At 39.9% G+C, this 11,952-nt stretch carries 13 protein-coding genes; 6 read left to right on the top strand and 7 right to left on the bottom strand.

The features are described from left to right. The first annotated feature begins 30 nt into the window (after positions 1-30). From ACWM1W_RS08525 to gltS, 4 genes are all read left to right on the top strand, one after another. Complete coding sequence (locus tag ACWM1W_RS08525) at positions 31-1,023, top strand: restriction endonuclease (protein ID WP_375725790.1); 993 nt, start codon at positions 31-33, stop codon at positions 1,021-1,023. 28 nt (positions 1,024-1,051) lie between these two features. After that, entirely contained in the window at positions 1,052-1,846 is a 795-nt protein-coding gene (locus ACWM1W_RS08520) for a hypothetical protein (protein ID WP_034171054.1), read from the top strand. 6 nt (positions 1,847-1,852) lie between these two features. Further along, entirely contained in the window at positions 1,853-2,074 is a 222-nt protein-coding gene (locus tag ACWM1W_RS08515) for a hypothetical protein (RefSeq protein WP_034171055.1), read from the top strand. Positions 2,075-2,198: 124 nt separating this feature from the next. Beyond that, positions 2,199-3,422, top strand: a complete 1,224-nt coding sequence (gltS, locus tag ACWM1W_RS08510) for a sodium/glutamate symporter (RefSeq protein WP_004783788.1) — start codon at positions 2,199-2,201, stop codon at positions 3,420-3,422. Positions 3,423-3,574: 152 nt separating this feature from the next. Here gltS and ACWM1W_RS08505 read toward each other — a convergent pair whose 3' ends face one another. Beyond that, positions 3,575-4,441, bottom strand: a complete 867-nt coding sequence (locus ACWM1W_RS08505) for an alpha/beta hydrolase family protein (protein WP_104426018.1) — start codon at positions 4,439-4,441, stop codon at positions 3,575-3,577. A 116-nt stretch (positions 4,442-4,557) separates the two neighbouring features. Here ACWM1W_RS08505 and ACWM1W_RS08500 point away from each other — a divergent pair, with 116 nt between their 5' ends. Beyond that, positions 4,558-5,016 (top strand): hypothetical protein, encoded by a 459-nt coding sequence (locus tag ACWM1W_RS08500; protein ID WP_375725856.1) that lies wholly within the window; start codon positions 4,558-4,560, stop codon positions 5,014-5,016. A 107-nt stretch (positions 5,017-5,123) separates the two neighbouring features. Here ACWM1W_RS08500 and ACWM1W_RS08495 read toward each other — a convergent pair whose 3' ends face one another. After that, positions 5,124-5,339 carry a hypothetical protein gene (locus ACWM1W_RS08495; protein WP_004783783.1) on the bottom strand — a complete coding sequence of 72 codons (216 nt, stop codon included), beginning with the start codon at positions 5,337-5,339 and terminating at the stop codon, positions 5,124-5,126. Positions 5,340-5,930: 591 nt separating this feature from the next. Next, positions 5,931-7,217: a branched-chain amino acid transport system II carrier protein gene (gene brnQ / locus ACWM1W_RS08490; protein WP_312308580.1), complete on the bottom strand. Its 1,287-nt coding sequence runs from the start codon at positions 7,215-7,217 to the stop codon at positions 5,931-5,933. A 352-nt stretch (positions 7,218-7,569) separates the two neighbouring features. On the opposite strand from brnQ, the gene map reads away from it, so the two are divergent. Next, positions 7,570-8,364 (top strand): type I methionyl aminopeptidase, encoded by a 795-nt coding sequence (map, locus tag ACWM1W_RS08485; protein ID WP_375725857.1) that lies wholly within the window; start codon positions 7,570-7,572, stop codon positions 8,362-8,364. Between the two features lie 293 nt (positions 8,365-8,657). Here the strand turns inward: map and ACWM1W_RS08480 are convergent, their stop codons facing one another. From ACWM1W_RS08480 to ACWM1W_RS08465, 4 genes are all read right to left on the bottom strand, one after another. Beyond that, positions 8,658-9,557: a LysR substrate-binding domain-containing protein gene (locus ACWM1W_RS08480; RefSeq protein ID WP_034171059.1), complete on the bottom strand. Its 900-nt coding sequence runs from the start codon at positions 9,555-9,557 to the stop codon at positions 8,658-8,660. An 87-nt stretch (positions 9,558-9,644) separates the two neighbouring features. Then, positions 9,645-10,349 carry an SIR2 family NAD-dependent protein deacylase gene (locus ACWM1W_RS08475; RefSeq protein ID WP_375725858.1) on the bottom strand — a complete coding sequence of 235 codons (705 nt, stop codon included), beginning with the start codon at positions 10,347-10,349 and terminating at the stop codon, positions 9,645-9,647. A 19-nt stretch (positions 10,350-10,368) separates the two neighbouring features. Then, positions 10,369-11,301, bottom strand: a complete 933-nt coding sequence (locus ACWM1W_RS08470) for an alpha/beta fold hydrolase (RefSeq protein ID WP_375725859.1) — start codon at positions 11,299-11,301, stop codon at positions 10,369-10,371. 14 nt (positions 11,302-11,315) lie between these two features. Further along, positions 11,316-11,864, bottom strand: a complete 549-nt coding sequence (locus ACWM1W_RS08465; RefSeq protein ID WP_004783769.1) for a PadR family transcriptional regulator — start codon at positions 11,862-11,864, stop codon at positions 11,316-11,318. Positions 11,865-11,952 lie beyond the last annotated feature (88 nt).

The following is an 11,952-nucleotide window of genomic DNA, read 5'->3' as shown; positions in this document are numbered from 1 at the left end:
AAATCGGCCCTTATTTTTTGTGTGATAAAAATGAAAAAATATTTGATGGTAAGAAGTCCAGAAATTTTAATAAAAGATAATAAAATCGGATATGGGTGGATGCATGTTAATTTCTCAGCACATGAAGAAATTAAAAGCTTAATTAAAGATATTATTGAAAAAAATGGTTCAATTGGTCGTATGACCAATCAAGTAAAAAATTATTTTAGTTTAAAAAATGGCGATATCGTTATTGTTCCTTTAGGCAAGAAAATTGCGATAGGACGAGTTTTAGGTCAAAAATATTATGATCCTTTATTTAAAGGAGGTCATGGTGCAAACCAAGTTACAGTAGATTTCTTTAAAAAAGAGAATAAAGTAATTTATATTCCAAGATCTAAGTTAAAAGAAAATTTAGAAAGTAGATTAAAACTTAGAACGACAATTGGTGACCTATCAAGATTTTCTCAAGAAATCGAACATATTATTCAAAACTTGAATGACTATGGCGGTTTTGATGTAAAAAATAGTTATCAAGAAAAAAGTGATTTATATGAAGCAGAATTTAAGAAAGAGTTATTGGATGCACTTTGGAAAGGAAATACGCGTTTAAAAGCTGGTGGAAGAGGCCTAGAAGAGCTTGTGAAAGAGCTATTGGAAATTGAAGGTTATTCAAATGTGTATATCTTAGATAAAAAGAACGGTGAAGGTATTGCTGATATTGATATTCAAGCAACTTCTGAAAAAAATCCTTTTTTAAAAGATATTCTTGTTCAGGTGAAACACCATAGAGGTGAGACAAGTAAGCATGCAATAAATCAGTTAATAGCTTATGAGAATGAGACCGCAACCAATGCCTATAAATGGGTAATTACAACAGGGCATATTTCTGATGAATCTAAATTGTATGCTGAAGAGAATCAAATCAATATTATGGAGGGTGAGCAATTTGTAGATTGGATATATACGAATTTAGATAAACTTAAAAATATTACAAAAGAAAATTTAGGTATTGTTGATATGCCAAAGTTGAGTTGGGCATGACATAAAATTACTAGAAAAGAGATAGTTAATGAAAGATCTTCTAGATGCGATTAATACAAGAGTAAAAGAACCATATTGGGGATTTTTTCTTATATCCTTTTTGGCTTTTAATTGGAAAGCGTTATTTCTTCTTTGCTTCGCAATAGGGACAGCACAAGAAAAAATTAATTTATTTGATGTTGAAACAAGCTTTTGGAGTTTAGTAGTCTTCCCAATAGTAACGGCCTTGTCAATTCTCTTAATCACACCTTGGTTAAAAGTGTTATTTGGTATGGTATCAAGAATAGCTTATGAACAATTAAATTCACAAGAATTAGCTAGGGAGCATAAATATATTGCTGAGAAAAATAAATTGGAAAAAGAAAGAGCCGTTGAATTAGCAAATAAAGAAAATGAGCTGATTGATCAAGCTAAACGTGATATTGATATAGAAAAAATTGATGATGAAAATGCAAAAGAAAGTTTGAAAGCTGAAATTGATAAATTACGGCAGGAAAGAAATCAATTAGCTCATACTAACGATATAGTTAAAGATAAAAAATTAAATTCATATGAAAAAGAAATTCTTGATTATCTTGTTAATAATGAAGGTAAATATATCGGTAAAAATGAGGTGTCTTATAAACCTAGTATTACTATCGGTCCTAAAGAATTTTTAGAAGAACAAGCTTTGAGAGAGTATTTGAACTATTCAGAAGCACTTCAATCTCTTAAAGCTGAAGGTTTAATTAAGGATGTAGGTAATAAGGGGAAAATATTTGAATTACAGGATAAAGGAAGAAAGTTTATGATTAAATTTAAGACTAAAGAGTTTAATGGTTGAATATTAATGCTTAAACAATCCCGCTTCCTTTGTATCGGTGGCTTCCTCAATGGAACTCAAGTCAAAGACCAAGGAGATAGCTTTGTCTGTGTCGAAAATGGCCAGCAAATTGGCTATCGTAAACAGGTTATTTTCCATCAAGAAGCATGGGATCATGATTACTATGTGTGTGAAACCACCACTGACCAACAAACCAAAAACTGGGTCTATGATATTCCATTGTATTAATTGCACCTGTTCGAGCTATAAATTAAACAATTACTAGAAACAATAACTTGCATAACATTTCTAAAATTGATTTTTCATACTTTTTTCTTAAAACTGTATAAAAATAAAGCCAACAGGGAATGTTATGAATTATGAGATCGATGCCTTTGGCACTTTGGTAATTGCGGTATTTTTTCTTTTTATTGGGCGGTATTTGGTTAGTAAAATTGGCTTCTTTAGAAACTATAATTTACCTGAACCCGTAATCGGCGGTTTAGTCGCAGCGATTGCGGCTTTTATTCTCTATAAATTTTTTAATATCAGTGCCACATTTGACTCAGAAATCCAAACTATTCTGATGCTGATGTTCTTTACCTCTGTTGGTTTAGGTGCAGACTTTACCAAGCTCAAAGAAGGCGGAAAATCACTGCTGATCTTTCTAGTCTGCGTCATTCTATTTGTAGTCGTGCAAAATGCGGTTGGCATGAGTTTAGCCACAGCACTTGGACTTGATCCATTGATTGGCTTGATTGTTGGTTCTGTTACCTTAACAGGTGGACATGGTACTGCCGGTGCCTGGGGTGAAGTGCTTGAAACTCAACATGGAATCCAAGGGGCAATTGTCCTCGGAATGGCAAGTGCTACTTTTGGTTTGATTATTGGTGGACTTGTGGGTGGTCCGGTTGCCAAATTTTTGATTAAACGAAATCAGTTGGCAGAGACAGTAGCGCAAGAGACCAATGAACAACAACTCGATACTAGTATCAACACCGCACCCTTCGAATATCCAAAGAAAACCCGGTTGATTACAGCCAGTAATGCAGTGTCAACTTTGGGGATGTTTGCACTATGTATTTTTGTTGCGAATGAAATGACAGAGATTAGTCAGGGAAGATGGTTTGAACTGCCGACCTTTGTCTGGGCCTTAGGGACAGGGGTGATTGTACGTAACTTCCTGGAGCATGTGCTAAAAGTCGATATTTTTGACCGTGCTATTGATGTATTCGGAAATGCGTCATTGTCTCTGTATTTATCAATGGCTTTACTGTCGTTGCAACTCTGGTTACTGGCCGATTTGGCAGGCCCGCTCATTACCATTTTGTTTGCGCAGACAGCGGTACTGATTTTATTTACCGCAATTGTGACCTTTAGAATCATGGGAAAAAATTACGATGCAGCCGTATTGGTGGCGGGGCATTGTGGTTTTGGTATGGGAGCAACTCCAACTGCGATTGCAAATATTCAGGCGGTCACCAATAGCTATGGTCCATCACATAAAGCATTTTTGATCGTACCGCTATGTGGTGCATTTTTTATTGATATCGTGAATGCTGTGGTGATTCAGAGCATCATTGCATTTTTCGGTTAAATTTTAATACGGCTTCAAAATCATATAGACATTAAAAAGCCCCATGGTTAGGGGCTAGTCGTATGCACATCTGAGGCACATACTGTAAGAGGCTCATCTCATACTGAGCGTATTAAAGCACATTAACCTGTCAATAGCCATTTAAAACATCTTTAGGCAGATAACTGTTGCTCAATGACTGGCCATAAGTTTTGATGTGACTTCTTGAACATCAGCATGTGGCCAATCCCTTTATGACCATATTCTTGGGGTTTTAGCTCAATCATTTCTGTGGCTGCTTTTGGATATAAGCGCAGCAAGTCTTTGACATTCGCTTGAGTGGCGATTTCATCATCCGAAGCCCAGATTGATGTGATCGGGCAGGTGATCTGAGCATGATAGTCATGTGCTGGTGCGATCTTTTTACCAATCGCATTAATTATATAACCTGGTTTACTACAAAATTCTGCCCATTCACGCGCCACATCTTTTGGCAGGTTTTCACCCATACCAATCGCTTGAGTTGGACCATAGCCTTTGGTGATACGTGCCAATGGGAAAATGATATTGAACATCACTGGTGCTAGTAATCTGGTGCGCCCCTTTAAACCTTTAACATGACCCGTCGATCCAGCAATTGCCACGACTTTTTCCACTTTGGCATAGTTTGGGACAATACCCAGCAGCTGTCCACCAGCACTATGCCCAAGTAAGATGACCTTTTCTGTCTGAGTCTTAGCTAATAGCGCATCAATTGCAGCCGGAATGTCCAGTTGTCCCCATTGCACAATACTGGCTTTAGAATGCTTAACCGGACCTTTTAAGGATTCGCCAATACCCCGAAAATCAAATACCAGCACTGCATAACTCTGAGCTTGCAGCCAACAGCTAAAACTATGATAAAACTGTTTGGTAATGCCAGTCGCAGGGCAGATTAATATAGGAGATTTCTTGCATTCAGCATCAGTAGCTGGATAAAAACGTGCACTTAATTGATAGCCATCCTGGCACTTTAGAGTCAATGTTTCGAATTCAGACATGGGCTACACTATATTTTTGAATCAGAATGAATGCTTAAATTTACCTGACTTCTTCAAAGAAACTTGTTAAAACAATGACTAAAAAGTCATTACGATGATAAAAACGGAATGAAAATATGCAGGGAATCGAACTTGATCTGGCAGTAAAGATCGCGATTATTTTTAGTGGAATATTCTTATGGGTGGGGATGTTAACCGGGGTATGGAAATATTGGCAAATCCGTCAGTCTGTCAATTCACGGGCGCATTATTATGTGGATATTGCTCATCGCAGCAGTCTGCTTTATGCCCCTGCGGCATTGATTCTGGCAGTATTGGCTTATTATTCAGCATTATCTTCGCAAATTAATTTGATCTGTGTATTGATCAATATTCTCTTTTTCAGTTTCTCGATTAGTGCGTATATCTTGCATGGGTTTTTGAAAGATACGACGAATCAGTTTAAGCGACCGCATCAACTGGGTAAATTTCAGTTGCCGGGCGTGCTTATGACTTTGGCAATGGTCAGTTTGATTATTGCAGAATTGGGAGGAACGGGCGTGCTTCTTTATGGGGCGGCGATCGGATTATTCTAATTTTTAATGGTTGATTTTATTTTTCGAGCTTTAAGCTTAATTTATTTCTTTTCTGCCAGATGGATGACTGGCCAGATCATCCACTGGGGTATAAATTTATTAATAAATTATCGGTATTTCTGGTCAATCACAGCCCATAAGAAAAAGGCTGCCGAAACAATCAAGGCATAACCTACGTACTCAAATTTTAAATTGCCTTGAATTAAACAATGCACAATCAAGGTCAGCATAAGCGCAACCGTGGTGCTTAAGAAAGTCACCAGATTGGTATTTGCCTTAAGAGCGTCAATGAAGACTTGCTTTTTGAAATGTACTGATAACATCTCCATCCCTCCTGTTTATTTGTATAATTGAAGAGTAAATCTTATTGATTTAGTCTGAATTGAATATACAGTTGTACTTCTTAATTTCAACCTTTGCAACTATTTAAGTGAACTTTAACAGTTAAAAAGGCTTCCTTTAGTCGTATTACCGCACTAATCAATGATTGCATCTGGATCATCATCTTAAACATTTCAGCGAGTGCAGTCCGACTGAAGTTTCAAGCAATCATTCATTGCTACCATTGGGAAAAGCAAATTCTACGCCAAAGATTTGTAGAGATAATCCAGAGAATGTAAGTCTATGTAGAATGATGAAGGTGAGTTGGTTTAATCAGGAAACAATATGTTTAAAAAACAGTAAAATACAGAGTAGGGTTGATCTTCTGCTAAAGAATGAAAATAGAAGTAAGAAAGAAGCTAATTAAAATAATTGATTAAAAGTCTATAACGCTTTTTAAAATACAATTTGGTTATGATGAGAAGGTGAGGGTGTAAACAATAAATGCCGGTTTGGGTAAAACCTGACAGTTATTGATCACGCTAAAACCGGATTTTGGGTAAAAATACGATTTTTATGACCTCTTAGAAAGATTAATTTCTGATGCGATCAATCACAGCGGCAATGACAAGAACAATAAGAGATGGAATCAGCCATGCCATATTTTGTTCAGAAAGCGGTAAGTTCTGTAGCAATTCAGGTAATTCAAGACCAGCAACTTTAAGCCCATCAAAAACACCGAAAATAAATGCAACCAGTGTAGTCGGTGCAACAACTTGAGCAGGTTTTCTAAAGAAATGACCGCAGAAGCTTAGCAGGATCACTGCAATCGCAGGCGGATAAATCGCGCTCAATACAGGCACAGAAACGGCAATTAGTTTGGTCAAACCAAGATTTGAAATCACCAGCGAGAAGCCGACCAGTACAAAGACAAAGGCTTTATAAGGCAGTTTGGTAATAGACGAGAAATATTCAGCACATGCGCAGGTTAAACCAATCGCAGTCACCATGCAGGCAACAAAGATCATGGTGGCAAGGAAATAAGCACCCATATCACCAAAAGCATGTTGTACATAGGCATGCAGAATAATCGCACCATTGGCAGCATTAGGGGCAACATCATGACTACCTAAGCCTAGTTTAAACAGGCTGAGATACACCAGCGTCAAACCGATACCAGAAATAATCGCTGCATTGACTGCATATTTGGTAATCAGCTTGCGATCCGTTACGCCACGAGAAGTAATCGCACGCACAATCACAATACCAAAGACCAATGCACCTAAGGTATCCATGGTCAGATAACCATTAACGATGCCTTCAGTGACCGGACTTGTAACATAGTTACCCACTGCAGCAGGTGGTTTGCCGGCAGGAATCAATACTGCAGCACCGCCTAAAATAATCAATGCGATAATTTTTACTGGAGACAGGAAGTATCCAACTGTATCCAGAATCTTATTTGGATAAAGGGAAACCAGAGTCACTACAGCGAAATAGATCACACTATAGATCAGCAGGTTGCTAGGTGCATTGCCAAAGTATGAAGAGAAGCCGATTTCATAAGAAACGGTTGCAGTACGTGGTGTCGCAAATAAAGGTCCAACCGTCAGATAACACACGACAGTCAGTAAAAGACTGGCAGCTTTACCTAAAGGAGAACTTAAGATCTGGATGGAACCTTCAACACGTGACAATGCCACGATGGTGATGACAGGTAGGCCAACTGCCGTAATCAGGAAACCTAGGGCAGCTAACCATACATGCTCACCGGCTTGTTGAGCCACAATCGGTGGAAAGATAATGTTGCCCGCACCAATGAACAGTGCAAAGGTCATAAAACCTAAGGCCACAATATCTCTTGTACGGAGACTTGTCATAGAGGGAGAACAAATAACTAAAAGAAAGCGATTTTAGTGTATATGTCATGATTTTTGGAGTTTAATTTAATGCTGAAAGCCTTGATTTTACTGATCTTGATGATCGGATAATATGAACTTTAAAAGCTTGGTAGAAATATATCTTTGATATTCAGTTGAAAAAAATATAATTTATTTTTAAATAAATAAATCATTTAGGCTTCACTCAATCATTTTAAGCTTATTGTTTGTATAAATAAGCAGCATTGAGATTCTCTAGAGCAAGTTTTAAGAATTGTCATGCAGAGCGAACAAATGCGCATCTTGGCTGAAAAAGGACTATAATTTCCCGATTCACCTTGAGGATAGATCCATGCGAGCTCCAGCGATTACTCTGAAAACCGAACAAGATATCGAAAAATTACGTATATCTGGGCGTTTGGCTGCACAGGTTTTGGAAATGATCGGGGAGCATGTCAAGCCGGGTGTCACAACTGAATATCTGGATGACATCTGTCATGATTTTATCGTCAATACACTAAAAGTGACGCCAGCTAATATTGGCTATTATGGTTATACCAAAACCACCTGTATTTCACCGAATGAAGTGGTTTGTCATGGTATTCCATCTCCGAATACGGTCTTGCAAGATGGCGATATTATTAATATTGACGTTGCGATCATTAAAGACGGTTATTTTGGCGATACCAGCCGGATGTATTATGTTGGTACACCTTCTCCTGAAGCCAAACGTCTGGTCGAAACCACTTATGAAGCTATGGTTGCCGGGATTCATGCCGTTAAACCGGGCGCAACCCTAGGCGATATTGGTTATGCAATCGAGTCTGTTGCACAGCGTGAAGGCTACACCATTGTGCGTGAATATTGTGGTCATGGGATTGGTAAAATTTATCACGAACAGCCAAACATTCTGCATTACGGGCAACCAGGTCAGGGCATCAAACTGGTACCCGGTATGGTCTTTACCATTGAACCTATGGTCAATATGGGCAAAGCACGTGTTAAAGAGTTAAAGGACGGCTGGACAGTCGTGACTGCGGATAAATCCTGGTCAGCTCAATGGGAGCACATGGTAGTCGTGACCGACACAGGTTTTGAGCTGTTATCGCCGTGGCCAGAAGGTACAGGCGAGTATCCAGAAATTTAAATTATTTTTCATGTTATGCATTGAAATACAGTAGCTTACATAAATTACAGTTTGCTTGCTATTGGTGACGAAAGCCTACAAAACACTACATGAAGGAGTGGTTTAACCAGCCAAATTCTCTTAATCTATTTATAGTTAGTTCATGATTGTTCTATTAGATGTCTGATTACTGTGTATTAGATTTGGCTTAGCGGTAGTAGTTTCCTTTCGTTCACTTCATGCTGTAGTGAATTGTTTTTATTAGCTCATTTTTCCCCAAGAATGAGCTATTTTTTTGCCTGAAATATTTCTATTTATACAAGATGCAGGTGCTCAACCAGATAATCAATAAATACCCGCACAGCCGGTAACAGGCCACGACGGGAAGGATAAACCAGATGAAAAATGCCATGTGCGGTTTTCCAGTCTGAAAGTACCCGAACCAGTTCGCCACGTTCTACATATTGCTGCACGACATTATCGGGCAATAAGGTAATGCCGCAGCTTGAAGCCGCCAGTTGTGCCAGCATATTCAGGTCTGATCCCATTACGGTCGGGTTGATCCGGATTTTTTTCTGTTGCTGCTGCTCATTCTGCAATATCAGGAACTGTTCAGTATGTTCCTCAGCCATGCTTAAAATTTTATGTTCAGAGAGCTGTTCAGGCGTTTTCAGATCGCCAAATTCATTCAGATAGCCCTGACTGGCAAACAGATGCTGTTCGATTTTTTCAAACTGACGAATTACCAGATTCGGATCATCATCCAGGCTGGTCCGTACCCGTAGGGCCAGATCAAAGCCTTCGTTAATGATGTCCACGCGTCGATTGGTGATCATCATCTGGACTTTAATTTCAGGATATTTTTTCAGGAAATCCGGCAGGATTTTTGCCATTTCATTCTGGGCAATGGAGACGGGCAGGCTGACTTTAATAGTGCCACGCGGTTCAGTACTGAGATGATCTACCAGGTCGTGTGCAGCCTGTGCTGCACTGAGCATCACTTGTGCATGGCGATAGATATTCATGCCAATATCAGTGACTGCAAAATGACGGGAACTACGCTGAATCAGACGGACGCCAAGACGTTCTTCCAGATTATAAACGCGGCGGCTGAGCTTGGATTTGGGAATATCGGTAGCACGTTCGGCTGCACTAAAGCCGCCATGTTCGACGACCTGCGCAAAACAGTAAAAATCATCCAGATCAGTCAGCATCGTTTAATTCCATTCCTGCAACAATAGACTGATTAAAAAATGATTGTTGCATACTGTCAACTATAGAATACGAATTTTGAACGATGACTAGATCTCGGACTCCAGTAATTTAAGTAAGGTTTTCATGCCTTCTGTGGCCGTCTGGGAAATCTTGTGAAACTGAACGGGTAAATGTTTTTGATCTGCTTTGGGATCAATATAATAAGCTGTGCAGTGAGCCGGAATCTCATGGATTAAACCAGCAACAGGATATACTTGCAGGCTAGTTCCAATGACCACAAAAATATCAGTATCCTGTACACAATCTTGTGCTTCTTCATAAGCTGGTACAGCTTCGTCAAACCAGACCACATGTGGACGTAGTGGATAGCCTTCCTTACAGAAGTGTTTAGTCAAATCTAAATCAGTGCCTTCGATTGGATAAAACTCGGTGGTGTACTGGCAATTCGGGCCTGAGGTTTTGGCTAGGCGGATATTGCCATGCAGGTGAATAACCTTAGAACTTCCGGCACGTTCATGCAGATCATCAATATTTTGGGTAATCACATGGACATCAAAATCATCTTCAAGTTCAGCAATGAGTTGATGAGCTGCATTTGGCTGTGCTTCCAGAATATTTTTACGTCGGGCATTATAAAAGCGTTGCACGAGTTCCGGATTTTTAGCCCAAGCTTCCGGTGTGGCCACTTCTTCTATACGATACTGTTCCCAAAGCCCATCACTGTCACGAAAGGTGTTAATCCCACTTTCAGCACTCATGCCAGCACCTGAAAACACCACCAGTTTTTTCATGATTTCTTCTCCTTAATCTTTAAGCCGCTGAAGAGCTGGACTGTAAATTTTCTTTCAGAAAGATGCCGAGCTCCTTGGCAAATTTGAGTGGTTCGGTCAGTAAAGGGGTATGACCAGATTTGTTGAAAAGCACATGTTTAGCCTGAGGCAGGCTTTGGGCAATCAGGCGCTGGCCTTCCACAGGATAAAGTTTGGACTGCACACCGCTAAAGAAAGTCACCGGACAAGTAAGCTTCGCCAGAGCTTCACGATAATCTTCTTGATGATATAAATAATTATTGATGTACCACGTCATATAATCTACCCGACTGGAGGGCAGGAGCAGGCTTTGCAGACGAGGTCGGTTCAGGATGAACTTAAACACTTTTAAACTGGCTGGACGATCATTTTGTAGCTGGATGAAGCACAGCCATAATGCTGTAATTTGCTGACGTACTGCAGTATCCAGATTCCGAATGAGTTCAATCTGCTGATGTTCTGCAAGTAATGTTGAAAGCTGCTGCAAAATTTCAATAAATTCCTGATGGCGTGGACCAAAAAGTCCAAATGCCCAGGCATTATCGACCGGAATCTTAGGTGTTTGGTCAATATGCAAATAAGCTGCTATGTGTTTGGCAAAATCCCCATAGCACAAGCCATGCATGGTGGTGGTCGCACCCATAGAGTAAGCGATCACAATGAATTGATCTAAATTGAGCTGCTGGATCACTGATTGAACATCAAGCCAGTGACTGGAAATCGCATCCAGGTCTTGCGGAATTTTGCAGTGACTAGATGCCCCAAACCCACGCCACTCGGGAATAATAAAGCGGAAATTTTTCTGATGTGGATAGAGAAAAGCTGCCCATTGCCAGCTCAACATGCCCAGACCTGATAGGACCAGGACCGGTTGACCCTGACCGTATTCACGTACAAATAACTGTTCGCCATCTGGCATGCTATAGAAGGGCATGCATATCTCCGTATTTATAATTTTTCTACATCGAATTGTTTAAGTTTGGGAATAACCTGTTCCAGCCAGGCAATCCAGCCCAGTTCCTGGTCAATACCCAGTTGCAGAATCATTTTATGAATATACAGGGTTCGGTCATTTTCGTCAGCTTGAGCAAAGTCTTTGGCGAAAATCTGCTGATAGGTTTTAAGCTTCTCTTTATGTATTTCTAGATGGCGTTCCAGTTCAGGTAAGGTGCTGTTGCCGCCCAGCTGGGCTTCTGCACGCAGACGAACCATCAGTTCTTCCCGAAGCTGTGCTGGGGAACTGTGCTCCAGCATCCAGTTAGCCAGTTCTTCCCGGCCGAGTCGCTCTACCTGATAGGTTTTTTTACGGCTATGAGAATCTTCCTCTTCTATCGTCGAAATCCAGCCTTTTTGCAGCATGGCATTCAGTTCACGATAGATCTGCTGATGGGTGGCATTCCAGAAGAAGCCCATGGAGCGGTCAAAACGGCGTGCCAGTTCAATGCCAGTGCTCGGTTTCTCAATCAGGCTGGTGAGTAAAACATGTGATAAAGACATAAACGTCTCAAAAAAATGACTCGGGATTATTATGCAACATGTTGCATAAAAATCAATTCTGCACTATAAATTAGTGCAACAAGTTGCA

Source organism: Acinetobacter sp. TW_SC_4 (genome assembly GCF_054861205.1).
Note: the sequence above shows the minus strand (reverse complement) of the source record. Positions and strands in the feature narration are given on the sequence as shown.

Bases quoted from the DNA above. Each gene is read 5' to 3' on its own strand.
- ACWM1W_RS08515 (WP_034171055.1), top strand. From the start codon at position 1,853: ATGCTTAAACAATCCCGCTTCCTTTGTATCGGTGGCTTCCTCAATGGA.
- ACWM1W_RS08500 (WP_375725856.1), top strand. From the start codon at position 4,558: ATGCAGGGAATCGAACTTGATCTGGCAGTAAAGATCGCGATTATTTTT.
- brnQ (WP_312308580.1), bottom strand. From the start codon at position 7,217: ATGACAAGTCTCCGTACAAGAGATATTGTGGCCTTAGGTTTTATGACC.
- ACWM1W_RS08465 (WP_004783769.1), bottom strand. From the start codon at position 11,864: ATGTCTTTATCACATGTTTTACTCACCAGCCTGATTGAGAAACCGAGC.
- ACWM1W_RS08495 (WP_004783783.1), bottom strand. From the start codon at position 5,339: ATGTTATCAGTACATTTCAAAAAGCAAGTCTTCATTGACGCTCTTAAG.
- ACWM1W_RS08470 (WP_375725859.1), bottom strand. From the start codon at position 11,301: ATGCCCTTCTATAGCATGCCAGATGGCGAACAGTTATTTGTACGTGAA.
- ACWM1W_RS08475 (WP_375725858.1), bottom strand. From the start codon at position 10,349: ATGAAAAAACTGGTGGTGTTTTCAGGTGCTGGCATGAGTGCTGAAAGT.
- map (WP_375725857.1), top strand. From the start codon at position 7,570: ATGCGAGCTCCAGCGATTACTCTGAAAACCGAACAAGATATCGAAAAA.
- ACWM1W_RS08505 (WP_104426018.1), bottom strand. From the start codon at position 4,441: ATGTCTGAATTCGAAACATTGACTCTAAAGTGCCAGGATGGCTATCAA.
- gltS (WP_004783788.1), top strand. From the start codon at position 2,199: ATGAATTATGAGATCGATGCCTTTGGCACTTTGGTAATTGCGGTATTT.
- ACWM1W_RS08525 (WP_375725790.1), top strand. From the start codon at position 31: ATGAAAAAATATTTGATGGTAAGAAGTCCAGAAATTTTAATAAAAGAT.
- ACWM1W_RS08520 (WP_034171054.1), top strand. From the start codon at position 1,052: ATGAAAGATCTTCTAGATGCGATTAATACAAGAGTAAAAGAACCATAT.
- ACWM1W_RS08480 (WP_034171059.1), bottom strand. From the start codon at position 9,557: ATGCTGACTGATCTGGATGATTTTTACTGTTTTGCGCAGGTCGTCGAA.